The organism is Rhizobium rhizoryzae (genome assembly GCF_011046895.1).
Classification (GTDB): Bacteria; Pseudomonadota; Alphaproteobacteria; order Rhizobiales; family Rhizobiaceae; genus Neorhizobium; species Neorhizobium rhizoryzae.
This window is the reverse complement of record NZ_CP049250.1, coordinates 66692-92354: the sequence shown is the minus strand read 5'-3', so window position 1 is coordinate 92354 and position 25663 is coordinate 66692. Positions and strand designations below refer to the sequence as shown.

The 25663-nt window shown below is 59.6% G+C and carries 26 protein-coding genes; 11 read left to right on the top strand and 15 right to left on the bottom strand.

Going from position 1 to position 25663, the window contains the following annotated elements; translation table 11 throughout:
• Positions 1 to 159 precede the first annotated feature (159 nt).
• The gene (locus G6N80_RS06795; RefSeq protein ID WP_165132550.1) at positions 160 to 2178 is read left to right on the top strand and encodes a DEAD/DEAH box helicase; all 2019 of its coding nucleotides are present in this window, start codon (positions 160 to 162) and stop codon (positions 2176 to 2178) included.
• Between the two features lie 226 nt (positions 2179 to 2404).
• On the opposite strand, the gene G6N80_RS06790 is transcribed toward G6N80_RS06795, so the two are convergent.
• Positions 2405 to 2875 (bottom strand): Lrp/AsnC family transcriptional regulator, encoded by a 471-nt coding sequence (locus tag G6N80_RS06790; protein ID WP_062553044.1) that lies wholly within the window; start codon positions 2873 to 2875, stop codon positions 2405 to 2407.
• Positions 2876 to 3068: 193 nt separating this feature from the next.
• Here G6N80_RS06790 and G6N80_RS06785 point away from each other — a divergent pair, with 193 nt between their 5' ends.
• The 5 genes from G6N80_RS06785 to G6N80_RS06765 are packed head-to-tail and all read left to right on the top strand — an operon-like array spanning position 3069 to position 7027.
• Entirely contained in the window at positions 3069 to 3848 is a 780-nt protein-coding gene (locus tag G6N80_RS06785; RefSeq protein ID WP_165132547.1) for an ABC transporter ATP-binding protein, read from the top strand.
• A gap of 28 nt (positions 3849 to 3876) precedes the next feature.
• Positions 3877 to 4650 (top strand): transporter substrate-binding domain-containing protein, encoded by a 774-nt coding sequence (locus tag G6N80_RS06780; RefSeq protein WP_165132544.1) that lies wholly within the window; start codon positions 3877 to 3879, stop codon positions 4648 to 4650.
• A gap of 12 nt (positions 4651 to 4662) precedes the next feature.
• Complete coding sequence (locus G6N80_RS06775; RefSeq protein ID WP_165132541.1) at positions 4663 to 5388, top strand: ABC transporter permease; 726 nt, start codon at positions 4663 to 4665, stop codon at positions 5386 to 5388.
• 10 nt (positions 5389 to 5398) lie between these two features.
• Positions 5399 to 6088 carry an ABC transporter permease gene (locus tag G6N80_RS06770; protein WP_062553040.1) on the top strand — a complete coding sequence of 230 codons (690 nt, stop codon included), beginning with the start codon at positions 5399 to 5401 and terminating at the stop codon, positions 6086 to 6088.
• Between the two features lie 30 nt (positions 6089 to 6118).
• On the top strand, positions 6119 to 7027 hold the full coding sequence (locus G6N80_RS06765) for a homocysteine S-methyltransferase family protein (protein WP_165132538.1): 909 nt from the start codon (positions 6119 to 6121) through the stop codon (positions 7025 to 7027).
• Between the two features lie 273 nt (positions 7028 to 7300).
• Here G6N80_RS06765 and G6N80_RS06760 read toward each other — a convergent pair whose 3' ends face one another.
• From G6N80_RS06760 to xylF, 3 genes are all read right to left on the bottom strand, one after another.
• The gene (locus G6N80_RS06760; RefSeq protein ID WP_062553038.1) at positions 7301 to 8086 is read right to left on the bottom strand and encodes an ATP-binding cassette domain-containing protein; all 786 of its coding nucleotides are present in this window, start codon (positions 8084 to 8086) and stop codon (positions 7301 to 7303) included.
• 14 nt (positions 8087 to 8100) lie between these two features.
• Positions 8101 to 9423 carry a sugar ABC transporter permease gene (locus G6N80_RS06755; protein WP_062553037.1) on the bottom strand — a complete coding sequence of 441 codons (1323 nt, stop codon included), beginning with the start codon at positions 9421 to 9423 and terminating at the stop codon, positions 8101 to 8103.
• 117 nt (positions 9424 to 9540) lie between these two features.
• A complete protein-coding gene (gene xylF / locus G6N80_RS06750; RefSeq protein WP_062553036.1) occupies positions 9541 to 10581 on the bottom strand; it encodes a D-xylose ABC transporter substrate-binding protein in 1041 nt (346 codons plus the stop codon).
• Between the two features lie 181 nt (positions 10582 to 10762).
• On the opposite strand from xylF, the gene G6N80_RS06745 reads away from it, so the two are divergent.
• Positions 10763 to 12019, top strand: coding sequence for an ROK family protein (locus G6N80_RS06745; RefSeq protein ID WP_376748550.1), 1257 nt, complete (start codon positions 10763 to 10765; stop codon positions 12017 to 12019).
• A gap of 6 nt (positions 12020 to 12025) precedes the next feature.
• Here the strand turns inward: G6N80_RS06745 and G6N80_RS23490 are convergent, their stop codons facing one another.
• Genes G6N80_RS23490 through G6N80_RS06735 form a run of 3 tightly spaced genes read right to left on the bottom strand, consistent with a single transcriptional unit; the run spans position 12026 to position 13392 of the window.
• On the bottom strand, positions 12026 to 12151 hold the full coding sequence (locus G6N80_RS23490) for a hypothetical protein (protein WP_280139161.1): 126 nt from the start codon (positions 12149 to 12151) through the stop codon (positions 12026 to 12028).
• A 48-nt stretch (positions 12152 to 12199) separates the two neighbouring features.
• On the bottom strand, positions 12200 to 12454 hold the full coding sequence (locus tag G6N80_RS06740) for an exodeoxyribonuclease VII small subunit (protein ID WP_062553256.1): 255 nt from the start codon (positions 12452 to 12454) through the stop codon (positions 12200 to 12202).
• Between the two features lie 2 nt (positions 12455 to 12456).
• Positions 12457 to 13392: a histone deacetylase family protein gene (locus G6N80_RS06735; RefSeq protein ID WP_062553035.1), complete on the bottom strand. Its 936-nt coding sequence runs from the start codon at positions 13390 to 13392 to the stop codon at positions 12457 to 12459.
• A gap of 177 nt (positions 13393 to 13569) precedes the next feature.
• On the opposite strand from G6N80_RS06735, the gene G6N80_RS06730 reads away from it, so the two are divergent.
• Positions 13570 to 13971: an acyl-CoA thioesterase gene (locus G6N80_RS06730; protein ID WP_062553034.1), complete on the top strand. Its 402-nt coding sequence runs from the start codon at positions 13570 to 13572 to the stop codon at positions 13969 to 13971.
• Here the strand turns inward: G6N80_RS06730 and G6N80_RS06725 are convergent, their stop codons facing one another.
• The 3 genes from G6N80_RS06725 to G6N80_RS06715 are packed head-to-tail and all read right to left on the bottom strand — an operon-like array spanning position 13972 to position 15867.
• Positions 13972 to 14535, bottom strand: a complete 564-nt coding sequence (locus tag G6N80_RS06725; protein WP_165132533.1) for a biotin transporter BioY — start codon at positions 14533 to 14535, stop codon at positions 13972 to 13974.
• Between the two features lie 40 nt (positions 14536 to 14575).
• Complete coding sequence (locus G6N80_RS06720) at positions 14576 to 15193, bottom strand: energy-coupling factor transporter transmembrane component T family protein (RefSeq protein WP_156379028.1); 618 nt, start codon at positions 15191 to 15193, stop codon at positions 14576 to 14578.
• Complete coding sequence (locus tag G6N80_RS06715; protein ID WP_062553032.1) at positions 15187 to 15867, bottom strand: energy-coupling factor ABC transporter ATP-binding protein; 681 nt, start codon at positions 15865 to 15867, stop codon at positions 15187 to 15189. Before G6N80_RS06715 ends, G6N80_RS06720 begins: the two co-directional genes overlap by 7 nt.
• A gap of 130 nt (positions 15868 to 15997) precedes the next feature.
• On the opposite strand from G6N80_RS06715, the gene G6N80_RS06710 reads away from it, so the two are divergent.
• A complete protein-coding gene (locus tag G6N80_RS06710; protein ID WP_165132530.1) occupies positions 15998 to 17191 on the top strand; it encodes a winged helix-turn-helix domain-containing protein in 1194 nt (397 codons plus the stop codon).
• A gap of 61 nt (positions 17192 to 17252) precedes the next feature.
• Positions 17253 to 17618, top strand: a complete 366-nt coding sequence (locus G6N80_RS06705; protein ID WP_062553254.1) for a GNAT family N-acetyltransferase — start codon at positions 17253 to 17255, stop codon at positions 17616 to 17618.
• Between the two features lie 13 nt (positions 17619 to 17631).
• Here G6N80_RS06705 and aroC read toward each other — a convergent pair whose 3' ends face one another.
• Positions 17632 to 18732 (bottom strand): chorismate synthase, encoded by a 1101-nt coding sequence (gene aroC / locus G6N80_RS06700; protein ID WP_165132527.1) that lies wholly within the window; start codon positions 18730 to 18732, stop codon positions 17632 to 17634.
• Between the two features lie 126 nt (positions 18733 to 18858).
• Positions 18859 to 21954 carry a bifunctional diguanylate cyclase/phosphodiesterase gene (locus G6N80_RS06695; protein ID WP_165136930.1) on the bottom strand — a complete coding sequence of 1032 codons (3096 nt, stop codon included), beginning with the start codon at positions 21952 to 21954 and terminating at the stop codon, positions 18859 to 18861.
• A 378-nt stretch (positions 21955 to 22332) separates the two neighbouring features.
• Here G6N80_RS06695 and G6N80_RS06690 point away from each other — a divergent pair, with 378 nt between their 5' ends.
• Positions 22333 to 22593, top strand: a complete 261-nt coding sequence (locus tag G6N80_RS06690) for a DUF1344 domain-containing protein (protein ID WP_062553252.1) — start codon at positions 22333 to 22335, stop codon at positions 22591 to 22593.
• A gap of 19 nt (positions 22594 to 22612) precedes the next feature.
• Here G6N80_RS06690 and G6N80_RS06685 read toward each other — a convergent pair whose 3' ends face one another.
• The 3 genes from G6N80_RS06685 to G6N80_RS06675 all read right to left on the bottom strand — a co-directional run bounded on the left by G6N80_RS06685 (position 22613) and on the right by G6N80_RS06675 (position 25492).
• Entirely contained in the window at positions 22613 to 23209 is a 597-nt protein-coding gene (locus G6N80_RS06685; RefSeq protein ID WP_062553029.1) for a histidine phosphatase family protein, read from the bottom strand.
• A gap of 34 nt (positions 23210 to 23243) precedes the next feature.
• Positions 23244 to 24062: an enoyl-ACP reductase FabI gene (fabI, locus tag G6N80_RS06680; RefSeq protein ID WP_062553028.1), complete on the bottom strand. Its 819-nt coding sequence runs from the start codon at positions 24060 to 24062 to the stop codon at positions 23244 to 23246.
• Between the two features lie 194 nt (positions 24063 to 24256).
• Positions 24257 to 25492: a J domain-containing protein gene (locus tag G6N80_RS06675; RefSeq protein ID WP_165132524.1), complete on the bottom strand. Its 1236-nt coding sequence runs from the start codon at positions 25490 to 25492 to the stop codon at positions 24257 to 24259.
• Positions 25493 to 25663 lie beyond the last annotated feature (171 nt).

The window sequence follows — 25663 nt, the reverse complement described above, 5'->3', positions numbered from 1 at the left end:
AGCCATGCAAGAAGGTTCTAGCAGACCTCGCTTTCCCGGCTTTGACATTTGCCCCACAAATGAGTAGGGAGAGCCCAATGTTGCGCTGCACTCAGAACGGATCTCGATCTAGGGGCAGCGGCGCGCCAATGCGCTCATCCCCATTCCGAAAGAGAAGTGATGTCCGATCTGAAGAACGCCGTTCCGGCGATTGCCAAGGCGTTGTCAAAACGCGGTTATGAAACCCTGACGCCTGTTCAGGAAGCCATGCTCGATCCAAACCTGTCCGGTTCCGACGCTCTGGTGTCAGCCCAGACCGGTTCTGGCAAGACGGTTGCGTTCGGTATCGCAATCGCGCCGAACCTGCTGGATGACGGTGAGCGTTTTGGCCGTGCAGAAGCACCACTGGCGCTGATCATTGCGCCGACGCGTGAGCTTGCCCTTCAGGTAAAGCGCGAATTCGACTGGCTGTATGAGCCGGCAGGCGCCGTGATTGCCAGCTGCGTGGGCGGCATGGATATCCGCAACGAACGCCGCGCGCTGGAACGTGGCGCCCATATCGTTGTCGGCACACCGGGCCGCATCTGCGACCATATTCGCCGCAACGCGCTGGATATGTCCAACATCCGCGTCGCCGTTCTGGACGAAGCCGACGAGATGCTGGACCTCGGTTTCCGCGAAGATCTGGAATTCATTCTGGAATCTGCACCTGAAGAACGCCGCACGCTGATGTTCTCGGCAACCGTTCCCTCCGGTATCGCCAAGCTCGCCAAGCAGTATCAGAACAATGCCGTGCGCATTCAGATCGCGTCTGAAGAAAAGCAGCACGCCGACATTGAATATCGTGCGCTCGTCGTCGCTCCCGCAGACCGCGAGAGCGCCATCGTCAACGTGTTGCGCTTCTACGAAGCCAGAAACGCCATCGTGTTCTGCTCCACGCGCGCCAATGTGAACCATCTGACCGCGCGCCTCAGCAACCGCAACTTCTCGGTCGTGGCGCTTTCGGGCGAACTGACACAGAACGAGCGCACCCATGCGCTGCAGGCCATGCGCGATGGCCGCGCGCGCGTTTGCATCGCGACCGATGTGGCCGCCCGCGGTATCGATCTGCCGGGTCTCGAAGTCGTCATCCATGCCGACCTCCCCACCAATTCCGAAACGCTGCTTCACCGTTCGGGCCGCACGGGCCGCGCCGGAAACAAGGGCATCAGCGCGCTTATCGTGCCCGTCAACCAGCGCCGCAAGGCAGAACGTTTGCTGGGCGGCGCCGATGTAACGCCGAACTGGGTTCGTCCGCCAAGCGCCGATGAAGTCATCGCCCGTGATCAGGAGCGCCTTCTCAACGATGCAATCTTCCAGGAAGAGGCTCGTGAGGAAGAGCAGGATCTGATCGCCAAGCTCGCTGAACAATATGGCGCCGAGCGACTGGCAACGGCTCTGGTGGCGCTTCACCGCGCCCGCAATGCGGCTCCGGAGGATCTGATTGAAGTTTCCGTTCAGGGCAAGGATGCGCGCAAGCCTCGCGAAGGTGGCCGCGAGCGTCAGGAATTCGAGCCGACACCGCGCACGCCGCGCGGCGAGTTTGGCCCCGCCGTCTGGTTCTCGCTGTCGGTTGGCCGCAAGCAGAATGCAGAGCCGCGCTGGCTCATCCCCATGCTGTGCCGCAATGGCAGCCTGACCAAGGCCAGCATCGGCGCGATAAAGATGCAGCCGGAAGAGACCTTTGTGGAAATTGCCGCCGATCAGGTGGATGACTTCCTCGGTGCCATCGGCCCGAACAAGACGCTGGAGCGTGGCGTTCGCGTCAAGCAGCTGGATGGCGTGCCGGATCTTTCCCGCCCGTTCGAAAACCGCAGCAACGACAAGCCGTTTGCCAAGCGCTCCTATGAAGATCGTCCCGCCCGTTCAGAAGGTCGCGATGACGCCCGCAAGGAGTTTCGTGGCGAAGCACGCAGCGAGCGTGGCGGCGAGTGGACCAAGGACAAGCCGAAGAAGCGGTTCAACGAAGACCGTCCGGCAGGCGAGCGTTCCTTCTCCGAGCGTCCTTTCCCGGATCGGCCCGCCCGCGGCGATAAGCCAGCCCGCAAGGAAGGCGCAAAGCCCTACGCCGCCAAGGCTCCCTTCAAGGATGGGGCAAAGCCCTACGCTGCGAAGAAGGGTAAGCCCAAGCAGGCCAATGCCAAGGGCAAGACCTGGTAGTCTATAAAGCAAGAGGCCCGGAGCGATCCGGGTTTTCGACTGCGGACAATCTGCCTACCATCCGCCCCTGACAGCCGCGACGTCATTCTCGGCCTTGTGCCGAGAATCTACTGACGTTCAATAAAATCAATCGGTTGTAGATGCTCGGGACAAGCCCGAGCATGACGGAATATTGCGGAAAACCCTTTGTCAACAAGATGTGGATCGAAGCGATCCGGGCCTTTTCTTACTCCTCCACCGGAATAAACAGGCCCGTCTTTACATCGCGCAGAACGACATTGGTCGTCATACGCTTGATCTGCGGATTGTCGGCCATCAATTGCGCGCTGATATCGTCATAATGCTCCACATCGCGCGCGGTAATGATGGCGATCAGATCCACCTGGCCGGTGACATAGTAAACCTGCTGAACATTGGGCTGTTTTTCCGCCCACTGGCGAAAGCGGGCCAGCGCATCGTAGTTGTCGCGTTCGATTTCCATGCCCGCAATGAAGGTCATCGGAAAGCTGGTCGCCTTGCGGTTGATGACAGCCACCTCCGCCTGGATGACGCCATTGTCGCGAAGTCGTTTCAGGCGGCGCTGCACGGCAGAGGCGGAAAGGCCTACCTCGTCGGCAATGGTTTCCGCCTTCAGCTGGCAGTCCTTCTGAACGAGGTCCAGAATTGCACGATCGAAGGTATCCAGCGCTTCAGCCATACCCGGTCTCCTCTCCTTGCGAGAACTTTCTCACGTTGACCACATTCGAGACGAATTTTCCCTCAACTGCAGGGAAAATATGCGTCTGTTCCTTTAAGATGACGATTTTATGCGCCATTAAACAATGAAGCGAGGATAAACCGCGCAATGAAGCTTTATTGTGCGCAAACTCATCAGGCAACAGAAGTTTTGAATGAACCCGCAACAGACCGCAGCCTTGCAGATCGAGAATGTGCACAAGACCTTCGGCGGTCTCGAAGTGCTGCGCGGGATTTCGCTGACGGCGCAAAAGGGCGACGTCATCTCCATCATCGGCTCGTCTGGTTCCGGCAAGAGCACGCTTCTGCGCTGCATCAACCTGCTGGAAAAGCCGGACCAAGGCCGCATCATCGTGGCAGGCGAGGAGCTGAAGCTGAAGCCCGCGCGCCAGGGGGGATTGGAGCCGGTTGATCGCCGCCAGCTGGAGCGGCTGCGCACCGGGCTTGGCATGGTCTTCCAGAGCTTTAATCTCTGGGCTCATCGCACGGTTCTGGAAAACCTCATTGAAGCCCCGATCCATGTTCAGGGAAAGTCACGCCGCGAAGCCATCGAGAAGGCTGAGGCGCTGCTGGCAAAGGTGGGACTGTCCGACAAGCGCGATGTCTATCCGGCTTTCCTGTCCGGTGGTCAGCAGCAGCGGGCTGCCATTGCGCGGGCTCTATGCATGGATCCGGCGGTCATGCTGTTTGACGAGCCGACCTCCGCGCTCGATCCGGAACTGGTCGGCGAGGTGTTGAAGGTCATCCGCGATCTGGCAGAGGAGGGGCGCACCATGCTTCTCGTGACGCACGAAATGGCCTTTGCCCGTGATGTGTCCAGCCATGTCGTTTTCCTCGACAAAGGCGAGATTGCCGAACAGGGGCCGCCGCAACAGGTTTTCGATGCCCCGCTGACGCAGCGGGCGCGCAGTTTCACCAGCGGTTTTTCCCGCTAATCATTCAACTCCATCAAGGATTTGCCGAATGAAGCCTTTTTCTCTCCTTCTCGCTGGCGCAGCTTTCATTGCCTCAGCCTTTGCCGCTCAGGCTGAGGTGCGCTTTGGAATCTTGAATGAAGCCTATCCGCCCTTTTTCGCCAAGGATGCCAGTGGCAAATGGCAGGGTTGGGAAATCGAGCTGATGGATGCGGTCTGCGCTGAGATCAAGGAAAAATGCACGATCGTGGAGTCTTCCTGGGATGGTTTGATTCCGGCGCTTCAAGCCAAGAAGCTGGATGTGATCTGGGCGTCCATGTCGATCACCGATGAGCGCCTGAAGACGATCGACTTCACCAACAAATACTACAATACGCCGAGCAAGCTCATCGGCCCCAAGGACCAGAAGCCGGGTGCCACGGCCGATGCGGTGAAGGGCAAGACCATCGGCATTCAGGTCTCGACCATCCAGACGGAATACTACAAGAAGTATTTCGCCAAGCAGGCAGACGAAAAGACCTATCAGACCCTGGATGAAGCTCTGCAGGATCTGGCCAATGGCCGCATCGACTATGTGTTTGCCGATTCCATCGTTCTGGGCGATTTCCTGAAGAGCGAAACAGGCAAGAATTGCTGCGCCGACATGGGCAATGTTGATGCTGATCCGGCCGTTCTGGGTATCGGTGTCGGCGGCGGTGTACGCAAGAGCGATACCGAGCTGAAGGCGAAGCTCAACGCGGCCATTGCCGCCGTGCGCGCCAGTGGAAAATACGACGAAATCACGAAGAAATATTTCGATTTCGACGTCTACGGCGCAAAGTAAGAGGTAGCCTTGATGGCGGCGAGCCAGATGAGCGTTTGGGAACTGCTGTCTCCCTATCCTCCGGGATGGGGCGGCTTGCTGCTGACCGGCGCTCTCTCCACCGTCGCCATCTCGGCCTGCGCCTACGCTATCGGTCTGGCTATTGGCCTTGCCGGTGCGTTGGGCAAGCTTTCCGGCAATCGTGCATTGGTGTTTGGGCTGAATGCCTACACGGCCATCATTCGCGCGGTGCCGGAACTCATTCTCATCGTTGGTCTCTACTATGCCGGCACAGACGGGCTGAACCGGCTGCTTACGGCGGTTTCCCTGCCCACCATCGAAATAAACGGCTTTGTCGCCGCCGTATCTGTCCTTGGCTTCGTGCAAGGGGCCTATATGACGGAAGTGCTTCGTGGGGCGGTTCTGGCAATTCCCTCCGGCCAGATCGATGCTGCCAGGGCTTTCGGCTTCTCGCCCTTCCTTGCCTTTCGCCGCGTCACCCTTCCGGCACTGTTGCCGAATGCGCTGCCCGGCATGGCAAACCTCTGGATGTCCATCATCAAGGATAGCGCTCTGGTCGCCGTGGTCGGCTATCAGGAACTGGCGCTGGCAACCAGGCTGGCAGGGGCGAATACCAAGCAATATTTCCTGTTCTTCCTTGCGGCGGCCTTTCTCTATCTGGCCATCACGCTCGTCTCGAACCTCGTTTTCACCGCACTGGAACGCCGCGTGCGACGCGGCCAGCCACAGTTGAGCTGAGGAGGGCGAGATGAGGTTCGACTGGATTGCGAAATATTGGCCGCTTCTGATCGACGGCGCGATACAGACCGTGTCGCTGCTCGCGATTTCCGTATCCGTGGGCTTCGTGCTCGCCATCGGCCTCGCCTTCGCGCAGGTGTCCGGCGGGCTGATATCCCGCAATCTCTCGCGGGCCTATTGCACCTTCCTGCGCGGCACACCGCTGCTCATCCAGCTTTGGCTGCTCTATTACGGTGTCGGCTCGCTCCTGCCATTGGTGCCGGGCCTCAGACAAAGCTTTCTCTGGCCCATCCTGCGCGAGGGCTTCTTCTTCGCGGCGGTCTCGTTCACGCTGAATTTTGCCGCTTATCAGGCCGTCATCCTGCGGGGCGCGCTTCTCTCGGTGCCCAAGGGCGAGCTGGAAGCGGGCCGCGCGGTTGGCATGGGCCCGTTCACGCTGGTGCGCCGTATCTGGTTGCCACGCGCCATCCGCATCGCGCTGCCCACCATTGCGGGCGAGGTGGTGCTGCAATTGAAATCAACGCCGCTCGCCTTCACCGTCACGGTCATGGATCTCTATGCGGTCGCCTACAAGGTGCGGCAGGACACGCTGCTGGTCTATGAGCCGCTGATCGTGGTGACCTTGTTCTATGTCGCGCTGACGGCCGTGATTGCCCGCAGTTTCAAGTTTGTCGAAGCACAGGTGCCGATCCGGCGCTGAGCTTCAGTTTGTATTCCATGAGGTAACCCTATGACGACGCTCAAAATTCTCGATGGCGGCATGAGCCGGGAACTCCTGCGTCTTGGCGCTGAACTCAAGCAGCCGGAATGGTCGGCGCTGGCGCTGATCAATAGCCCGCAGATCGTGCGGCAGGTGCATGAGGAATTCATCGCCGCCGGTGCCGATGTCATCACCACCAATTCCTATGCGCTGGTGCCGTTCCACATCGGCGAAGAGCGTTTTTCCAAGGAAGGCCCGGCGCTCATTCGTCTCTCTGGCGAACTGGCGCGACAGGCAGCGGAGAAGGCTGGTCGTCCGGTGACGGTCGCGGGTGGTCTGCCACCGATCTTCGGCTCCTACGAGCCGGAAAATTTCGATCCTTCCCGCGTGCAGGATTATCTTTCGGTGCTGGTGGAAAACCTCGACGCCTATGCGGATGTCTGGCTGGGCGAAACGCTGAGCCTGATTGCCGAGGGCGAAGCGGTGCGTGTCGCGGTGAAAGATACGGGCAAGCCCTTCTGGATCTCGTTCACGCTGGCGGATGACGAGGCGCAGGTGAAAGGCGGCGAACCGAAACTTCGCTCTGGCGAGACGGTGGCCGATGCAGCGCTCTGGGCGGCAGGTTCCGGCGCTGAGGCGCTGATGTTCAACTGCGCCAAGCCGGAAGTCATGGAAGCGGCGGTGCGCACGGCGTCCGCCATCTTCAAGGAAAAAGGCGTCCCGATCGAAATCGGCGTCTACGCCAATGCTTTCGAGGCCGATGCGGATGACAGCGCCGCCAACGAAGGCCTGCACGAAACCCGCAAGGACCTGACGGACGATGCCTATTCCCGCTTTGCCTGCAACTGGGCGGATGCGGGCGCCAGCTTCATTGGCGGCTGCTGCGGCATCGGTGCCGCCCATATTCACACGCTGGCCGGTGTACTCAGGGGCAGGTGAGGGAGGGTAGGATCGAGCTGCACGGCGAAACAGTGCATCACCCCACCCGGCGCGCCGCGCCGACCTCCCCCTCAAGGGGAGGTGGGAATATGTAGCCTGCACTTGTTCCTACTTTAGCTTTGGTGTTCTGGACTGCCTCGGGTGAGACCAGATTTCACTGGGTGACGCATTCTCCCACCTCCCCTTGAGGGGGAGGTCGCAGCGAAGCTGCGGGAGGGGTGAACGAAAAACGGCGAGCACATGGCCCGCCGCTCGATTTCAAAAATGCTACCCTCACGCCATCTGCATGGCGCCGGGACCGGCGGTGGCACCCGGCGGCACCTTGCCCAGGATGATCATGCCGAGAACTTCGTCCTTGGTCACATCCTCAGTGCGCGCATGGCCCACCACGCGGCCGTTCTTCATCACGAATACCCGGTCTGCCAGATCGAACACGTCATGAATGTCGTGGCTGATCAGGAAGATGCCGATGCCTTCGCGCTTCAGCTGGGTGATCAGTTCACCAACCTGCGCCGTTTCCTGCGGTCCAAGCGCTGCCGTTGGCTCGTCCATGATGAGGATACGGGCGTCGAACAGAATGGCGCGGGCAATGGCAACAGACTGGCGCTGACCGCCGGACAATGCCTTCACCGGCTCCTTGAAGCGCTGAAAGTTGGGGTTCAAACGCCCCATAACCTCACGCGCCTTGGCTTCCATCGCCACATCGTCCAGCGTACCCCAGGGCGTGCGAAGCTCGCGGCCGAGATAGAGGTTGGCGGCAGCATCGACGTTATCGGCCACGGCCAAGGTCTGGTAGATGGTCTCGATACCGTATTTCTTGGCATCGCGCGGGTTGTTGATATCAGCCGCTTCGCCATTGATGAGGATTTCGCCTGAATCCCGGCGATAAGCGCCGGAGAGGATCTTGATCAGGGTGGATTTGCCCGCACCGTTGTGGCCGAGAAGAGCCACGACTTCGCCGGGGAAGAGATCCACCGAGGCACCATCGACAGCGTGAATGCCGCCGAAGGAGATGGAAACGTCGCGCATTTCCACCAGAGGTGTTTTGTCTTGCGTCATTTTTCCTGCTCCTTCTAGCGGGCTCTTGCGCGATAGATGGTGTCAAGCCAGACCGCCAGCACCAGCACCATGCCGATCACGATGCTCTGCAAGGGCGCATCCATGCCAAGCAGAACCATGCCGGAATTCAGCGATTGCATGACCAGCGCGCCCAGAACCGCACCGGCAATGGTGCCCACGCCACCGGCCAGCGACGTGCCGCCGATCACGGCTGCGGCAATGGTATAAAGCTCGTCCAGCGTGCCTTGTGCATTGGTGGCGGCGTTGAGGCGGGCGGTAGAAATCGCGGCTGCGATGGCGCAGAGCGCTCCCATCAGTGCAAACAGGCGAACGGTCACCCAGCGGGTCTTGATGCCGGCCAGTTCTGCTGCTTCCGGGTTGCCACCGATGGCGAAGACGTAGCGGCCAAAGCGCGTGCGGTTCGTCAGGAAGTTCATGCCGATGGCAATGCTGAGCGCAATCAGGACCGGAATAGCGATGCCGAGCGGAATGTCGAGACCGTTTTCCGGCCAGGCAATGCCATTCTCTTCCGCATAGCGGCGGGCCAGATTGACCGGCATGTAATAGCTGTTGAGAACCTTCACTGCGCCGAGCACGATGCCGCAGCTGGCAATGCCGACGAAGAATTCGGCCCAGATCGGCTTCAACGGAAAGCCGAAGCGCTTGCGCTGCTTGCGCGAATGCAGGATGGACAGCACGATGAAGCCGCAGGCGATGACGCCGACGATCCAGCTGGCGGTTGCCCCGATGGAGCCATCCGCGCCGCCGCCCATCAGGCGGAATTTGGTGTCCATGGGTGCAACGGTCGCACCGCTCGTCACCATCCAGGCCGCGCCGCGCCAGACCAGCAGGCCGCCAAGCGTAACAATGAAGGAGGGAACATTGAGAAAGGCGATGATTGCGCCCTGAAATGCGCCGATGGCGGCGCCCAGAACGATGCCGACGCTCAGCGCCAGGATCCATGTCATGGGGTGGTCATAGCCAAGCCATGCGGGCAGGAACTTTGTCTGCGTCACGGCCATGATCATGCCGACGAAACCGAGGATCGAGCCGACGGAGAGGTCGATATTGCGCGTCACGATCACCAGCACCATGCCCGTTGCCATGACGGAAACGGAGGCCGCCTGGACCGAGAGGTTCCAGAGGTTGCGCGATGTCAGGAACAGGCCGTCCGACAGAACGTGGAAACCAAGCCAGATCAACAGCATGGCAACGACCATGCCGAGAAGGCGCGTGTCGATTTCCGTTGCCTGGAAGAAGCGCTTGAGCGGGTTGCCGGGTGCCGCGCGAGCGCCACTGGCGGGTTTGATGGCGACCGGAATGGTTTGATCCGTCATAAGCCTTGAACTCCCTCTTCTTGTCGGCAAGCCTCCGCGAGCGAAGGACGCCGCAGGTGTGCTGCGACGTCCCTTGCGGAACTTTTGTTGCCGATGATCGACTTCTAAAGTCCGAGCTTAGCTGCAGACCTTGACGGAACCAGCCTTTACACCCTGGCAAAGCTCCTTCTTGGAGATCCAGCCAGCATCGAGAACAATGTTCAGGTTGTCCTTGGTAATGGCGATCGGCGTCAGGAATACGGAGTTCATTTCAACGCCCTTGGCGCCGCCCTTGAACTTCTGTGTGCCCGGAAGCGCTTCCATCTTGGTGCCCTTGGCAAGTGCCACGGCCACTTCGCCAGCCTTCTTGCCCAGTTCGCGGCTGTCCTTCCAGACAGAAACGGTCTGGGTGCCAAGCGCGATACGGTTCAGAGCGGCCTTGTCGCCATCCTGACCGGAGACCGGAACGGAACCGGCAAGACCCTGCGCTTCGAGAGCGGCCACAACGCCACCGGCCATACCGTCGTTCGAGGAAACGACTGCATCGACCTTGTTGTTGTTCTTGGTCAGGAACTGCTCCATGTTCTTCTGGGCAATTTCCGGCTTCCAGCCATCCGTATAGGCTTCGCCGACATTCTTCACCTTGCCGGAAGCGATGGCGTCCTTCAGCACTTCCTGCTGACCAGAGAAGACGAAATCAGCGTTCGGGTCGGTGGAGCCACCCTTGATGAACACGTAATTGCCCTGCGGCTTGACCTTGAAGACTTCCTTGGCCTGAAGGCGACCGACTTCCTTGTTGTCGAAGGTGATGTAGTAGGTCTTCGGGTTTTCGATCAGGCGGTCGTAGCCGATGACCGGAATGCCTTCGTTGGTTGCCTTTTCAATGGCCGGGCCGATAGCGGACGAATCCTGCGCCAGAACGATGAGGGCGTTGGCGCCCTGCGAGATCAGGCTTTCGATGTCGGTCAGCTGCTTGGCAGCAGATGTCTGGGCGTCAGCAGAAATATACTTCGCGCCAGCGGCTTCGAGCGCCTTCTTGATGGCCGCTTCGTCGGTCTTCCAACGCTCTTCCTGGAAGTTGGACCAGGATACGCCAACGACGAGATCCTTGGCAAAAGCCGGTGCGTGAACAGCGGTGATGACAGCAGCAGCGGCCATCAGCTTCAGAACTGATTTCATTAAAACCTCCCGAGTGAATACGAGGCAGCCTCGGACCTCGGTCCGCTCCTCCCCCGCCCAAATACCGTCGACAACCTCCGCTCCCATGCTGGAAATTGTTTTTCTCGACAGTCGAGAAAATATCTGGCAGATGATTGTCAGGGTGTCAACAGCCCTTTCGAGTGGTGATAGTTGTGAAATCATGTGGGTGAAATCTTCGCCGACCGGAGACGAGGTTCAGGGACTACGCTTTTCTACGGCAAAGCCCGGCACCGAGCTTCTGCGCCGCCAGAACATGCTGGCCGTGCTGGGCGTGTTGCGGCTAAAGGGCGCGCTTTCCCATACGGAGCTTTCGGAACTGACAGGCCTTGCCTCTGCCACGGTCACGGCGGTCACGGTCGATCTGGAAAAGGCAGGCGCCATCGAGCGGCAGGAGCAGAGCGCGCCCAGCGGGCGAGGGCGGCCGCGCGTCTTGTTCGAGCGGGCTGCCGGGTTTGCCTATGCGGTTTCGGTGCAGATCTCTTCGGATGCGCTGCACTACGCGCTTTCTGATTACCGCGGCAAGCTGATTGACCGGTTCAGCACGGTTCGGGATGTCAACGTTGCGAAGGCGGGTCCGCTTCTGCAGGATATGGCCGCATCGCTCGCCAGGCTTCTGGGGCGCTCCAAGCTTCCGCCGGAGGCTTTCAGCCAGCTCTCCTTGAGCAGCAAGGGCATCGTGGAGCCGGAGGTTGGCAGGCTTGTCTGGTCGCCGGTTCTCGGACGCGAAGAGGTGGATTTTTCAGTGCTGGCCGATGCCTATCCCAATTGCCACCTGTCGCTCAGCAATGAAACCCTGCTCGTGGTTCAGGCCCTGGCACGGCGCCAATCGTCGAGATCGGAAATGCCGCCGAACGGGCTTGTTGCCCTGTCGCTTGGCCACAGCATAGGCCTCGGCATTGCGCGCATGGAGGCAGGCGAAATCATGACGACCGCCCCGAATTTCGGACATATGCTGAATGCTCCCGACAACCGGCTCTGTCGCTGCGGCGCCTATGGCTGTATCGAGGCATCGGCCGGTTTCTACGGCATCCTGCGCTTGGCGTTCCAGGTGCCGCCGAACACTATACCCGCCAAGTTCGTTCCGCTTGTAGAAATGGAAAAGATTGCCCAGTCGGCACGTCAGGGCAATCGCATGGCGCAATATGCCTTCCGTCAGGCGGGTCTTGCGCTGGGGCAGGGGTTGTCGCGCGTGCTGAGCCTTGCAGGCGACATGCCGGTTGCGATCACCGGACCGGGCAACCGCTTCTACGATCTCCTGACGGGCGGTATCGAGGAAGGGTTGTCGCAATCGCTGCATGTGAGGCTGAACGGTCAGCCCGCCATATCGCTGGTGCAGGACGAACAGGCACTGGTGTTCGAAGGGCATGTTGATCGATCCCTGAACGCCATCGATCATCGTGTCACGCAAGTGCGGTGACGCCGATCAATTCGTCTCGCCGGGCGTGAAACCGATCATGTAGATCGCGGCCAATATGAGGGCCACGACGAAAATGGTAACAACGAAGCTGATCATGCCCTTGCGGGCGCGGGGTCCGGTATCTCTTGCCATGGCCCGGAAACGGCGGGAGCCCCGTTCAGGTTCCCAACTGGTCTGCGATTATTCGCCGTCGAGAGGCTCTGCTCCCTGCGGCTTGCCAGCCCGGTCGAGACGGATTTTCTCGATACGGTTTTCCGCTGCATTGAGAAGCGTTTCGCAATGTTTCTTGAGCGCTTCGCCCCGCTCGTAGATGGCGATGGATTCGTCCAGCGCCACATCGCCCCGCTCAAGCCGTGTCACGATACCTTCCAGCTCGGCCACCGCCTTTTCGAAGCTCAGGCTGCCCACATCCTGGTTTGCTGCACTGTCGCTCATCATCAACCCTTCATCAGTCTGCAAATGTGAAGTCCGGCGGATTCCGCCAGTCCTTCAAGATCATAGCCCCCTTCGAGAAGGCTTACGAGGCGGTTGCCCGCATAGCGTCCGGCAATTTCCATCAAACGCCCGGTCGCCCAGTCGAAATCATCGCCAACCAGATTGATCTGCGCCAGCGGATCGCGGTGATGTGCGTCGAAGCCTGCCGAGATCAGCAGGAAATCCGGACGAAAGTTGTGAAGCGCGGGCAGAACGCGGGTGGAGAATGCTTCGCGAAAATGATCGCCCGCCGCATGCGGCTCGAGCGGCGCATTGATGATGTTGTTGTGCGCTCCCGTTTCGCCAAGCTCACCCGTCCACGGGTAGAGCGGCATCTGGTGCGTGGAACAGAACAGCACGTTCGGATCGTCCCAGAAAATATCCTGCGTTCCATTGCCGTGATGCACATCCCAGTCGACAATGGCGACGCGCTCGACACCATAGGTCTTCTGCGCATGGCGGGCCGCAATCGCCACATTGTTGAACAGGCAAAAGCCCATGGCCTTTGACTTTTCGGCATGATGGCCCGGGGGGCGGGAGGCCACGAACACATTGTCCGCCTTGCCGTTGAACACATCATCCACGGCGGCAATGGCCCCGCCAATGCCGGTCAGCGCCGCCTGCAGGCTCTTCTGGCTGACATGCGTATCCGCTTCGATCTGGCGGATGCGGTTTTCCTCTTCGGGAATTTCACGCATGACGGAGAACAGGTGCTCTTCCGGATGCGCCAGCAGAACGGCATCCTCGTTGGCCTGGGGTGCCTGCACACGCTCCAGCCGTTCGAAGTTCGGGTGCTCCAGCGCCAGCGCCAGCGAGCGCAGCCGGTCGGCGCGCTCGGGATGGCCTTCTGGCGTATTGTGTTCGAGGAAAATCTTGTTTTCGTACAGGCGGGTCGTCATGCACTCGGCCTCCTGCCGCTTCAACCAAAAAGGCGGGCGTCACCGAAATGGCTTATAAGTGATGAGATTTCAAGACGTCGAAACCCGCCACCCACCGCTTCCTGCTTGTGAGGGGCGCGTCTGTCCTCTTTAATGTCTGGAACGGGTGGAAGACCGGGAGACCGGTTGAGGGGCAGAATGACGGCGAAACAGATCAACAACCGGCATGTGTTCGAAGTGCCGTTTCGAGATGTCGGCATGCGCGGCGAAATGTTCAGCGCGGCCTATATCATTCATGCGGAAGAGGCGCTCGCGCGCTTCTGGGACCAGCGTGAACCGCTGGACACCGATCCGGCCTTCTATGTCTCGAAGGTCAGCTGCAATCTTCTGCGAGCCGTGCGCTTTGGCGATCGGATCGAAACCACCGTGCGGGTCAGCAAGATCGGCGGGCGCTCCGCCGGCTTTTCCATCCTCATGCACCGGGGTGCGGAACAGGTGGCGGAGGCCGAAATCATCTGGAGCGCCTGCGACCGGCAAAGCGGCGCCCCGGCACCGCTTCCCGAAGACCTGCGTGACTGGCTGTATCGCTTCCTGGATTGATCAGGCGCGCTGTGGAAGCAGCGGATAACCGACCATGACGGCGCGTGCGGCAAGCGATGCGATCACAGCCTTCAGGATGTCGCCGGGCAGGAAGACGACCGAGCCGGTGACGACCTTGTCGAAAGGCGTGCCGGTAATGAAGCTCAGCCAGGGCATGCCGATGGCATAGACGACGACAATGCCGCCCACGACGCCCGCAATCAGGAAACCCGCCATCTGGCGCAGCGCGGGCTGGCTTTCGCTGACGAGTCGCTGAGCGAGAAGGCCAGTGACGAAGGTGCCGACAATCCAGCCGAAGATGTAGCCTGCTGTCGGTCCCATGAGGACGGCAAGACCGCCGCGACCGCCGGACAGGACCGGCAGGCCGACCGCCACCAGCACGACGAGCAGAACATAGGCCAGCGCACCGCGCCTAGCGCCGATGATGCAGCCTGCCAGCATGACACCCATGGATTGCGCGGTGATCGGCACCGGCAGAAACGCCAGCGGAACCGGCGGAATCAGGCCCAGAACAACGATGATGGCGGTAAACAGCGCCGCAAGCACGAGATCTCTGGTGGACATGAAAACTCCTGTCGAGGCTGAGCGCCTCTTTTAAAAAAGATCAATGGCGGCTTTTCTGGCCTCGAATGCCGCGTGCGTCAATCGCGTCGGCAATGCTATCCGCATCCTTGAGGGTTGAAATGATCAGCGGACCGAGCAGGCGATGCAGCTTCACCGGAATACCGCGTGCCTTGTGCGCATCCTTCAAGGCCCCGTAGCGCGCATGAATCTCAGGAACGAAGCGCAGGACAAGGCCAAGCGCCAGACCCAGATCCGCCGCTCTGATGAGGCCAAGCCTTTCCAGCGGCATGGCGGCTCGCGTCAGTGTATCGATGAACGCAGAGAGGGATGTGCTTGCCGTCACGGCACTGGCAAAAAACAGGATGGCAGGCAGGCGTAGGAGAATGACCAGACCGTCGCGCGGCGACAGGAGCACCATGTTGACAAGTGCAAGAAAGGCAATCGTCAGGAGCACCGGCTTCGTTCTCTGCCAGAGCATCCTCTCCGTCATGCCGATACTGCGCGAAACCATAAGCGAAGCGACAAGCGCGGCTGCAAGCAGCGGCAGGTTGCTGATGAGCGTGAGCACGAGGCTGAGCACCAGCAGCGCGAAAAGCTTCCAGCCGGTTCCCATCCGGTGAAGCCAGCTTTCCCCCTCGATGTGGAGGCTGTTCAGCATCCGACCAGCTCGCAATAGAAACGGATCGCTTCGTGACCCCAGCCATCGAAAACGATCCGACCTTCGTGAAACACCAGCACTCGCTCGAAGCCTGCGACCAGATCCAGATCATGGCTCACCACAATGGCCTGTTCGGCCAAGTCGCCAATCGTGTCCTTGACGATGGCCCGGTTGCGCAGGTCCAGTTGATTGGTCGGCTCGTCGAACAGTAGCAGATCCGGCTCCGTCACCGTCACCGCCGCCAGTGCCGCCAGTTGCAACTGGCCGCCGGACAATTCATGCGGACGCCGCCTTGCAAGATCCTCGATCCCGAACCGCTGGAGCACTGCGCCAACACGCCGGCTCACCTCCGGTCCCTTGACGCCTCGGCTCTTCAGGCCAAGCGCCACGTCATCCTCAATCACTGGAAGAATGATCTGGTGTCCCGGGTTCTGGAAAATGAAGCCAATACGTCCGCGCAAGGCATCACCGTCCTCGGCCCAATCCAGACCATCGATGAGAATCTTGCCGCGCGTGGATTTGGCAAGTCCGGCAATCAGCCGGGCAAAACTGGTCTTGCCGGAACCGTTCAGGCCAATCACGCCGATCCGGTGTTCAGTCAATTCGAGAGAAAGCGGATGAAGCGCCACCCGTTCTCCAAAGCTCAAACCCGCGTTTTCAAGTTGAATGCGCAACCGTGAAGGCCTCTATCCGTTTCCGCAGTCTCTATAACGCTCCGCTTCGATCAGGGGAATGCCTGTCTGAATACGGAAAAATCGACGCGCCGCATTGAACAAAACAAGAACAAGCGCTAGCGTGAGAATTATGACGATTCTGATTGAAAACGAGCGTGCACGGCGAATGTTTCTGGAGCGGCAAGGCCTTGCCGCCGCGCCAAATCGCGCGCTTGGTTTGCAGGGGCTGCAGCGGCTGATCGAGGATCTCGGCTTTGTTCAGGTCGATAGCGTCCAGACCGTGGAGCGCGCCCATCACCAGATCCTGTTCTCCCGCAACCAGACCTATCGGAGGGAGGATCTCGTCCGGCTGCTGGAGAAAGAGAGAAGCCTGTTTGAACACTGGACGCATGATGCCTCGGTCATTCCGTCCGCCTTCTTTCCCTATTGGAAGCATCGCTTTGTCCGCCGCGAGGCAAAGATCATGGAAAACTGGGCCAAGTGGCAGGGGGAGGGGTTCGACCGCGCTTTCGAGGCAACCTATCAGCGCATCCGCACGCTGGGGGCCACCATGTCGCGTGATGTGAAAGCGGAGGATCACAAAGGCGGCGGCTGGTGGAACTGGCATCCCTCGAAGACTGCGCTCGAATTTCTATGGCATACCGGCAAGCTCGCCATCGCGCGGCGGGAAAACTTTCAGAAAGTCTATGATCTGGCGGAGCGGGTCATTCCGCCGCATCACTATGAGCCGGAGGTCAGCCACGATGAATTCGTCGATTGGGCCTGTCGCTCGGCGCTTTCCCGGCTTGGTTTTGCAACGCATGGAGAAATCGCTGCCTTCTGGGCGCTGGTGTCCCCGCAGGAGGCGAAAACCTGGGTGGATAGCCACCGAGAGGAATTGCAACTGGTCTCCATTGCCTGTGTCGATGGCACGTCACGTCCTTCCTTTGCGCTGAAGGAGCAACTGCCCGCAATTCTGGAACCCCCTGTGCCGCCGCAGCGGATCCGCGTCCTGTCACCGTTCGATCCACTGCTGCGGGATCGCAACCGCGCCGAACGCCTGTTCGGCTTCTTCTATCGCATCGAGATTTTCGTGCCCGAACCCAAGCGGCAATATGGCTACTACGTTTTCCCGCTGCTGGAAGCGGATCGGATGATTGGGCGCATCGATATGAAGGCCGACCGCAAGACAAGCCTTCTTGGCGTCAAGCGGCTGTGGCTGGAGCCGGGCGTCAAGCTATCCACCGGACGGTTGGAGCGCCTGAACGCAGAGCTTTTGCGGCTTGCGCGCTTCACCGGTGTGGAAGGGGTGAACTATGCCGATGGCTGGCTGGCCGGTGCCTGAAGGAGTGAATGAATTGAGTGGTTACGCTGTTGTTTCAAACTTTCCCGAACTTGGCGATTACATGCGTCTGCGAACCATATCGGGATTGACGCCATTTTCGGAAGAGGCCTCCCGCAAAGGGCTGAAGGGCACGGTTTTCGGCGTTTCGATCTATTTGGGCGATGATGTTGTCGGCATGGGCCGCATCATCGGCGATGGCGGGTGTTTCTTCCAGATTACGGATATCGCCGTGGACCCTACACACCAGGGCAAGGGTCTCGGCAAGAAGATCATGGGCGCGCTGACCGATTATATCCGTCAGAATCTTCCGGCCACAGCCTATGTGAGCCTGATTGCAGATGTACCCGCAAATCGTCTTTACGAACAGTTCGGCTTCAAGGAAACGGCTCCTCGGTCCGTCGGCATGGCTATGATCGTCGGGCGGTAAACCGCAGCGTGGTTCAGGCGCGCACCTTTCCCACCTGGCCACGGTCGCGCAGATAGTGGTCGGCGATGGCGCAGGCGACCATGGCTTCACCAATCGGCGCAGCGCGAATGCCAACGCAGGGGTCATGGCGACCCTTGGTGCGCACATCCACATTGTTGCCGTCGGCATCGATCGACTGGCGCTCCGTGAGGATTGAGGAGGTGGGCTTTACGGCGAAGCGGGCGACGATGGGCTGACCCGTGGAAATGCCGCCCAGAATGCCGCCTGCATGGTTGGAGAGAAACAGCGGCTTGCCGTCGTTGCCCATGCGCATTTGGTCGGCATTTTCTTCACCGCTCAGTTCCGCCGAGGCAAAGCCTTCACCGATCTCGACGCCCTTCACCGCATTGATCGACATCAGCAGCGAGGCGATATCCTGGTCGAGCTTGGAATAGATCGGCGCACCCAGACCGGCGGGCACATTTTCCGCCACGACTTCAATCACCGCGCCGATGGACGAGCCAGACTTGCGAATGCCATCCAGATACTCTTCCCAGACCGGCACCATGGCAGCATCCGGGCAGAAGAAGGGGTTCTGGTCGACCTGCGCCCAATCCCAGTTGTTGCGGTTGATCTTGTGTTTGCCGATCTGGGTCAGGACACCCCGAATGGTCACACCGGGAATGACCTTGCGCGCCAGCGCTCCGGCGGCCACGCGTGCTGCTGTTTCGCGGGCCGAAGACCGTCCGCCACCGCGATAGTCGCGAATTCCATATTTCAGGTCATAGGCAAAGTCGGCATGGCCGGGGCGATAGCGGCGCGCGATGTCGCCATAATCCTTGGAGCGCTGGTCGGTATTTTCGATCAGCATCGAGATCGGCGTGCCGGTCGTGGTCATCGTCACACCATCGTCGGAGAGCATCACACCTGACAGAACCTTGACGATATCGTCCTCGCGGCGCTGCGTCACGAAGCGGGATTGACCCGGCTTGCGCTTGTCAAGGAACACCTGAAGGTCTTCAAGTGTGAAGGTGATGCCGGGAGGGCAGCCATCCACCACACAGCCAAGCGCAGGACCATGGCTTTCACCCCAGGTTGTAACGCGGAAGAGATGACCAAATGTGTTGTGCGACATGAGACCCGACCATTCGGCGGCGAAGAGCCGCTCCCTTTGAAATCGGGTTTGTCATAGTGGAAAAGACTGGCACGAGGAAAGCCCTTTTATCGGGCAATCCGTTCGCCGGTCCTGCACCCGTCTGGATCAGCTTGCCTGTCGGAAGCCTGCCATCGCCATGGTGCTGAAGTTTTCATAGGGAAGGGGACGCGAAAAGGCGTAGCCCTGCAACAGGTCGCAGCCCATGTCCCTCAGCACCTTGGCGTGCTGCATTGTCTCCACGCCTTCAGCCACGGTCTCGACCCCAAGCGATTTGGCGATGTCGATGATCGCGCGAACGAGCGTCAGCTCCTGACGGGACTCCAGGATTGGCATCACGAGCTGGCGGTCGATCTTCAAGCGCTTCGGTCTGAGCTTCAGCAAGCTGACAATCGAGGTATGCCCCGTCCCGAAATCATCGATCTCGATGTCGATCCCAAGGGCCTTGATGCGATCCAGATTGGCGGTCACGCCATCTTCGCTTTCGTCCAGGAAGATCGACTCGATGAGTTCGAAGGAGATGCGTCCGGGCGTGATCTGGAGCGTTTTCAGCGTTTCGATGAGACCCTCGTCCTTAAGACGCTTCGAAGAAACGTTGACCGATACCTTCGGCACGTCGATCCCGGCCGCCGCCCACCGCATCTGGTCCTTGAGAACAGTTTCGAGAACGATCTGGTCGAGTGTCGCAGTGACGTTCAGGTCTTCCGCGATGCCGAGGAATGCATCCGGCGCCAGAATGCCGCGATGCGGATGACGCCACCGTACGAGTGCTTCCACGCCGGTCAGCTTCATGCTGTTCGCGCAGAATTGCGGCTGGTACCAGGTCACGAACTGCTGCTCTTCGATAGCGGTCAGAAGCTCGTCGGCGGTTCGTTTCTGGGTAATGATTTCAGACTGCAGGTTCTGCGTGAAGAACTCGTAGCGGTTTCTGCCGAGATTTTTCGCCCTGTAGAGTGCGATATCCGCATTGACCAGCATCTTGCGTCCATCGATGCGCGTTCCACTGGCCTGTGCAATGCCGATGGAAACGCCGCAGCGACAGGAAAAGCCCTCGAAATCAAGTGGCTGGCGGATTTCCGTGATGATTCGGTTCGAAAGCTCGGCCACGGCGTCGGCGTCGCTTTCCCCCTGTATGAGGATAACGAATTCGTCGCCGCCGATCCGCGCAACCACGTCCTTGCCGCTGACGTTGCGCGTCAGGATCTGCGCCGCATAGACCAGCATGGCGTCGCCCGCCGCATGGCCCAGCGTATCATTGATCTGCTTGAAACGGTCGAGGTCAAGATGCAGGATCGAGACCTGCATGCGTTGAGCACGGCTTTGCTGGGTCAGCGCATCGAGTTCGATGTCGAGCTTCCGGCGATTGGCAAGACCGGTCAGTGGATCATGCAGAGCATTGTGCTCGATCCGATGTTTTGCCAGTTCCAGTTCGACGTTCTTCGCTTCGGCTTCCCGCTTTGCGGCCTGCAACTGCTGGGTCATCAGCATGTCGCCGGTCACGTCGAAGGCAATCCCGACGAGTTTGGTGGAACCATCACGCATCGGATGCATCTTGCCGATGGATCGGACATACCGGATGCTTCCATCCGGTTGGGGAACGCGCACCGTCAGCGGTTTGGCAGAAAGATCATTGGGACCCTCCCTGACAAGACCACGCGCCATGAATCGGTCTTCTGGATGGATCATGCTGATCCAGGTTCCATGGTCGACCGTGCGCCCAGCCTCCGGAATGCCGTAGAGCTGACACATGCGCTCATCCCATATTTCCGCTCCGCCATAGGGTATGGATTCCCAGATACCGCAATTGTAGGAAGCGAGCGCCAAATTCAGGCGTGTCGACAGTTCTTCCAGTTCCTGCTCGCGGTTCGAAAGCTCATCGAGCGCCAGCTCAAGCTCGGCATTCTTGATGTCGCTGTCGGCCTTGGCTTCCAGCAGCGTCTTGTTGACCATCATGTCGGACGTAACATCCCAGACGATGCCCGTGGTGTGGGTCGTCAGGTCGCTCTTGCGATAGCTTGCGCCCGCCGATCGCAGATAACGGATCTCGCCCTGAGCAGTGCGGATGCGGTAGATATTCGTGCAAGGTTCCGAAGAACAGATCGCCGTGAAGAAATGGGCCTCTGCCGCGGCAAGATCGTCCGGCACGATCAGATCCAGCCATTCCTCAAGCCTGTTGGCCTCCATATCGGGAGTCTTACCGTGCAGGGTGGCTGCCCGCTCGTCCCAGATCAGGTGGTTGTCTGCCTTCACTTCCCAGATGCCGATGTTCGACGTTTCCATGGCGAGGTTGAAACGCTGCGATAGCTCCAGAAGATTGGCCTCGCGTGCCTTCAGCATCTGGATATTGCGGTTGCGCTCGCCGATCAGGAAGGCTGCGATGATGATGGGAACGATGACTGCCAAGCCTGTCAGCGTCAGGAAGATGCGGAAAGGAACCAGATCTTCGGGCGCAGCGTCCCAGCCCGCCTGCGGGATCGCGCGGATATGCCACTGGCCCGTTCCGAACAGGTCCAACTGGCCCGACAGTGCAAGTATGTCTGCAGCATGCGGTTTCCCCGTAATGGGCGATGTTCCATTCAGTCCGCGATGCTCGATGGAAACATGAAGCGAGTGGGTGCTTTCAGTGTGCTGCAGGGAAACGCTGGAGGATGGGGCGTCGAGGCCCACGTCCGACAGAAATGCATTGCGGTCGATCAGCAGAACCAGTGATCCCCATGATTGCTCATCTGCGCCCGGCACAGGCACCGCAAGGTTGAGAACATCCTGGTCCGGATCCGGCAGGAGGATTGGCTCCTGCGTCGGGGAAAGCCCGCTCAACTGTCGAGCCAGAATCTTCAGGTGCAGGTTCTGCTGGTCCGGGCGCGGCTGATTGCTCGACAGATCGATGGTGCCGTCGCGCGTCAGGATGTGGCTGAGCTTGTTGTCCGGCGCAACCGCGATGGCACGAATGTGACGGTTCATCTGCAGAGCGGATCGCGCCTCGTCATCCAGTTGTACAGGAGAAAAACGCGATTTATACCGCAAGACATTCGCCAGGTTATCGGCGATCATCAGATCCCGGCGCAAATGTCCGTCGATTTTCTGGACGAGGTCGGCGAGAGAATGTTCAGCAGACTCGCGCAATTCGGCCTGATGCCGCGATGTACGCTCAAGATCAATGACGAGTCCGAGCGCTATGATCCCGATGACCATGACAAAAGCCATGGCAAGCGGCGTACGCCGTGTCAGATATTGGGGGCTCTCCCGCTTGAAAATATTGAGTGAAGAGAGAAACCGCACCAGCCATGTCATCCTGTTTTACAACCATCGGGATCAAAGCTAAGGGGCGCGAGTTAATTTTCTGCTTTAGATGAACAGCATTAACTGGCCTGTGATTTCTTGTTTTCCTCTGTGGTAAACTGTCGGAACATCATCGACATTTGGTCTAAAGCATCATCTCGCCACCTGACGCAGCGGATCGTGTTTCCCGATCTGTGGAGGAAGCCGGAAATCGTCATCATCGGGGGCGAATTTCGCCACAATCTGCCAGCAAATTATGTGTCGAAACAAGACACTCGATCCGTCAATGAAAGCAGTATCTCCATGCGTCTCCTGATTGCGGCTCTCCTCGCCACCGCCAGCATCCTGTCGCCCTTGGCCAGTTCCGCTCAAAGCGTGGATGTCGAAGCCACGATCAAGGCGGTTGATACGAAAAAGCTTTCCATTACGCTTGATGACGGCAAGACCTACAAGGTACCGGAAGAGTTCAACTTCGACGGGTTGAAGTCGGGTGTGAAGGTCGTGGTCTTCTACACGGTGGTCGACGGAAACCGGATGATCGACGACTTGCAGGTCAGGCAGTAACGGCCTGGCCGCATTGCGTTCAGTTTGCGTGCCACTGCGCCTTGCCCGCGTCGCGGTCTATAACCAGCACCTTGTCTTGCGGAATGTCGCATTTTGCGGCTTCCATCTCATCCCATCCCCCGACAAGCTTCAGGATGGAGCGGACCACGCCGCCATGGGCAACACAGACTGTGGGCTGCGTTACCGTTTGCAGCCAGGCACCAACGCGCCATGACAGGATTTCATAGCTTTCCGCGTCAGTGCCCGGTGGGATGAAGGACCATTTCTGTCGGGAGCGTGCCTTCAGACGGTCCGGCGCCACGGCACGAACCTCATCCAGCGTATGGCCCTCCCAGTCTCCGAAGGAAAGCTCCACCAATCGCTCATCGGTGCGATAGGCCATGGGGTCGAGGCCCATTTCCGTTCGCGCCAATTGCATGGTTTCGCGGGTGCGGCCAAGCGGGGAGGATACGTAGTCGAAATGCGGCGCCTCGGGACCCAGAAGGCCGCGCAGGGTGCGCCCGTTCAGGCGGGCCTGAGCCCGCCCTGTATCATTCAGGCCAATATCCTTTTGGCCTTGCAATCGCCCTTCGGCATTCCAGTCGGTCTGACCATGGCGGATCATGTAGATCAGCAAAGCACGTGCTCCGTCTGTTGCCGGAAAAGACAACTCAATCCTTGACGACCGAGATATCCGGTGCGTCCACAGCCTTCATTCCGATGACATGATAGCCGCTGTCGGCATGGTGAACTTCGCCCGTGACCGAACGCGACAGATCCGAAAGCATATAGAGGCCGACATCGCCCACTTCCTCGATCGTCACGGTCCGGCGCAGAGGTGCGTTGTACTCGTTCCACTTCAGGATATAGCGGAAATCGCCGATGCCCGAGGCTGCAAGTGTCTTGATCGGACCTGCCGAAATGGCATTGACGCGGATGTTCTTCGGTCCGAGGTCGACTGCCAGATACTTCACGCTCGCCTCGAGAGCTGCCTTGGCAACGCCCATGACGTTGTAGTTCGGCATGACCTTTTCAGCGCCGTAATAGGTGAGCGTCAACATCGAGCCGCCATCGGTCATCAGCTTTTCAGCGCGACGCGCGACCGACGTGAACGAATAGACGGAGATCTGCATCGTCTTGGCGAAGTTTTCCGGCGTCGTATCGACGTAGCGACCCGTCAACTCGTCCTTGTCGGAAAATCCGATTGCGTGGACGATGAAGTCGATCTTGCCCCAGACCTTCTCGATATGATCAAAAACGGCATCGATGGTCGATTCGTCAGAGACATCACAGTGGCCCGCCAGGATCGCGCCGATTTCGTCGGCCAGCGGCTCGACGCGCTTCTTCAGCGCATCGCCCTGATAGGTGAGTGCGATTTCGCCGCCCTGCGCATGAATGGCCTTTGCGATACCCCAGGCGATGGAACGATTGTTCGCAACACCCATGATAACGCCACGTTTGCCTGCCATGAGGCCGGTTGCCTGAGCCATACGGTATCCCCTAAGCTAATTTGGAGTTTGCCTATGGCATAGGCCGCCCGCGGGTTCAAGCACAAGGCAGATCATCTCCTGTAAGCTTCCGTAACACGGCGTGCATTCAGGCATGCTGGGCAAATAGGGCTGCAATTTCGCGGCGATGACGGGCCTTTGTCGCCGGATGTGCAGTGGATAACGTCATATCTCCGTTACACAAATAATCCGTAGCGCATGTGCCGCATGAGATCGATGACCTTGTCATCGGGCTTCTCCCAGAGAAGCACGCGGAACTCCACCACCAGATCACCGCGGCTGCCGTCTTCCTTCTGTAGCCCCAGTCCTTCCAGCCTTGCGGTCTGGTCGGAGCCGGTCCAGGCCGGAATAGATACGGGAACAATGCCGCCCGGGGTCTCGACTTCGGCCTCTCCGCCAAGCACGGCGTCTTCAAGCTTGATGGGTAGAACGGTATGAAGGTCGAATTCCTCGAGGCGGAAACGATTGTCTCTACGAACTTGAAGCGTGACAACGAGATCGCCCCGCTGCATGTTCGGCAACCGCAGGCCCTGGCCCTTGAGGCGCAGCACATGCCCGTCGCTCATGCCGGGCTCCAGTGCAAAGCGCACCTCGCGCTCGTCGGAGAGGGTTACCTGCGATGGCTTCAGTTCAAGCAGGTCCTCAAGCGAAACGCTCGCCGTCACTGTGAGATCGGGCGCTTTTTCCGGCGGTGGTACCTCGCCGCGGATACGACGAACGAGCGTCGAAATGAGTTCGATGGCCTGAAGCGGCAGAGGGGTCGCGGGCTTCGGCGCTTCCGGCTTTTCATCCGGCTCGGCTTTGCTGGCCTGATCCTGCGAAGGGTCGGAAGCCCGGGCCCCGGAAGAGGCCTGTGCCTGCTGCTGGGCATTGGGCTTGGGTCCAGACGACTGCTGACCCGCCGACTGCTGACCCGGATGCTGGCTGCCTTGCGCAGTGGATTGCTGCTGGGCGCGATAGGAACCGCCGCCGCCGGCTGCCGCGCGCTGGGCGCCGCTGCCGAAAATGCGTTCGACCATGTCTTCGGCCGGCTCGGATGCAGCACCTGCCTGGTTCTGGGCCTGTTGCTGCGCTTGTGCCTGTGCACGCTGGGCATTGGCGCGGGCAAGCTCTTCCATCACCGCTTCGGCGCGCGCGCGGGCCGCCTTGGCCCGTTCCTCCGCCTGCCGTGCGGCTTCGCGCTGTTGCATGATCGTCTGTTGAGTGTCAAAGCTCTGGTCGAAGCGGCGCCGGCGCTCGGGATCCTTCAAGAGATCATAGGCCTGACCGACCTCCGTAAAGCGCTTGGCCGCGTTCGGGTCGTCCTGATTATGATCGGGGTGCAGCGACTTCGCCTTGGATCGCCATGCTGCCTTGATCTCGTCGGCTCCTGCGTCTCTCTTGACGCCGAGAAGGGAATAAGGGTCACGCATCTTTCGCCACCGGTTCGCTGCAAAGGCCCGCGCCAGGCGCGAGCATTCCTCCATTCAACTCACGTTTTGCCCTTTGGGTTCCGTTCGGCCAGAAGAGTAATCCGCGATGTTGAGCACGACGATAGAGGCTGAGTTTCTAAAGATGCTTTTAAGAGAAAAGTGAAAACCGCA

Bases quoted from the DNA above. Each gene is read 5' to 3' on its own strand.
- G6N80_RS06795 (WP_165132550.1), top strand. From the start codon at position 160: ATGTCCGATCTGAAGAACGCCGTTCCGGCGATTGCCAAGGCGTTGTCA.
- G6N80_RS06790 (WP_062553044.1), bottom strand. From the start codon at position 2,875: ATGGCTGAAGCGCTGGATACCTTCGATCGTGCAATTCTGGACCTCGTT.
- G6N80_RS06785 (WP_165132547.1), top strand. From the start codon at position 3,069: ATGAACCCGCAACAGACCGCAGCCTTGCAGATCGAGAATGTGCACAAG.
- G6N80_RS06780 (WP_165132544.1), top strand. From the start codon at position 3,877: ATGAAGCCTTTTTCTCTCCTTCTCGCTGGCGCAGCTTTCATTGCCTCA.
- G6N80_RS06775 (WP_165132541.1), top strand. From the start codon at position 4,663: ATGGCGGCGAGCCAGATGAGCGTTTGGGAACTGCTGTCTCCCTATCCT.
- G6N80_RS06770 (WP_062553040.1), top strand. From the start codon at position 5,399: ATGAGGTTCGACTGGATTGCGAAATATTGGCCGCTTCTGATCGACGGC.
- G6N80_RS06765 (WP_165132538.1), top strand. From the start codon at position 6,119: ATGACGACGCTCAAAATTCTCGATGGCGGCATGAGCCGGGAACTCCTG.
- G6N80_RS06760 (WP_062553038.1), bottom strand. From the start codon at position 8,086: ATGACGCAAGACAAAACACCTCTGGTGGAAATGCGCGACGTTTCCATC.
- G6N80_RS06755 (WP_062553037.1), bottom strand. From the start codon at position 9,423: ATGACGGATCAAACCATTCCGGTCGCCATCAAACCCGCCAGTGGCGCT.
- xylF (WP_062553036.1), bottom strand. From the start codon at position 10,581: ATGAAATCAGTTCTGAAGCTGATGGCCGCTGCTGCTGTCATCACCGCT.
- G6N80_RS06745 (WP_376748550.1), top strand. From the start codon at position 10,763: ATGTGGGTGAAATCTTCGCCGACCGGAGACGAGGTTCAGGGACTACGC.
- G6N80_RS23490 (WP_280139161.1), bottom strand. From the start codon at position 12,151: ATGGCAAGAGATACCGGACCCCGCGCCCGCAAGGGCATGATCAGCTTC.
- G6N80_RS06740 (WP_062553256.1), bottom strand. From the start codon at position 12,454: ATGAGCGACAGTGCAGCAAACCAGGATGTGGGCAGCCTGAGCTTCGAA.
- G6N80_RS06735 (WP_062553035.1), bottom strand. From the start codon at position 13,392: ATGACGACCCGCCTGTACGAAAACAAGATTTTCCTCGAACACAATACG.
- G6N80_RS06730 (WP_062553034.1), top strand. From the start codon at position 13,570: ATGACGGCGAAACAGATCAACAACCGGCATGTGTTCGAAGTGCCGTTT.
- G6N80_RS06725 (WP_165132533.1), bottom strand. From the start codon at position 14,535: ATGTCCACCAGAGATCTCGTGCTTGCGGCGCTGTTTACCGCCATCATC.
- G6N80_RS06720 (WP_156379028.1), bottom strand. From the start codon at position 15,193: ATGCTGAACAGCCTCCACATCGAGGGGGAAAGCTGGCTTCACCGGATG.
- G6N80_RS06710 (WP_165132530.1), top strand. From the start codon at position 15,998: ATGACGATTCTGATTGAAAACGAGCGTGCACGGCGAATGTTTCTGGAG.
- G6N80_RS06705 (WP_062553254.1), top strand. From the start codon at position 17,253: ATGCGTCTGCGAACCATATCGGGATTGACGCCATTTTCGGAAGAGGCC.
- aroC (WP_165132527.1), bottom strand. From the start codon at position 18,732: ATGTCGCACAACACATTTGGTCATCTCTTCCGCGTTACAACCTGGGGT.
- G6N80_RS06695 (WP_165136930.1), bottom strand. From the start codon at position 21,954: ATGGCTTTTGTCATGGTCATCGGGATCATAGCGCTCGGACTCGTCATT.
- G6N80_RS06690 (WP_062553252.1), top strand. From the start codon at position 22,333: ATGCGTCTCCTGATTGCGGCTCTCCTCGCCACCGCCAGCATCCTGTCG.
- fabI (WP_062553028.1), bottom strand. From the start codon at position 24,062: ATGGCTCAGGCAACCGGCCTCATGGCAGGCAAACGTGGCGTTATCATG.
- G6N80_RS06675 (WP_165132524.1), bottom strand. From the start codon at position 25,492: ATGCGTGACCCTTATTCCCTTCTCGGCGTCAAGAGAGACGCAGGAGCC.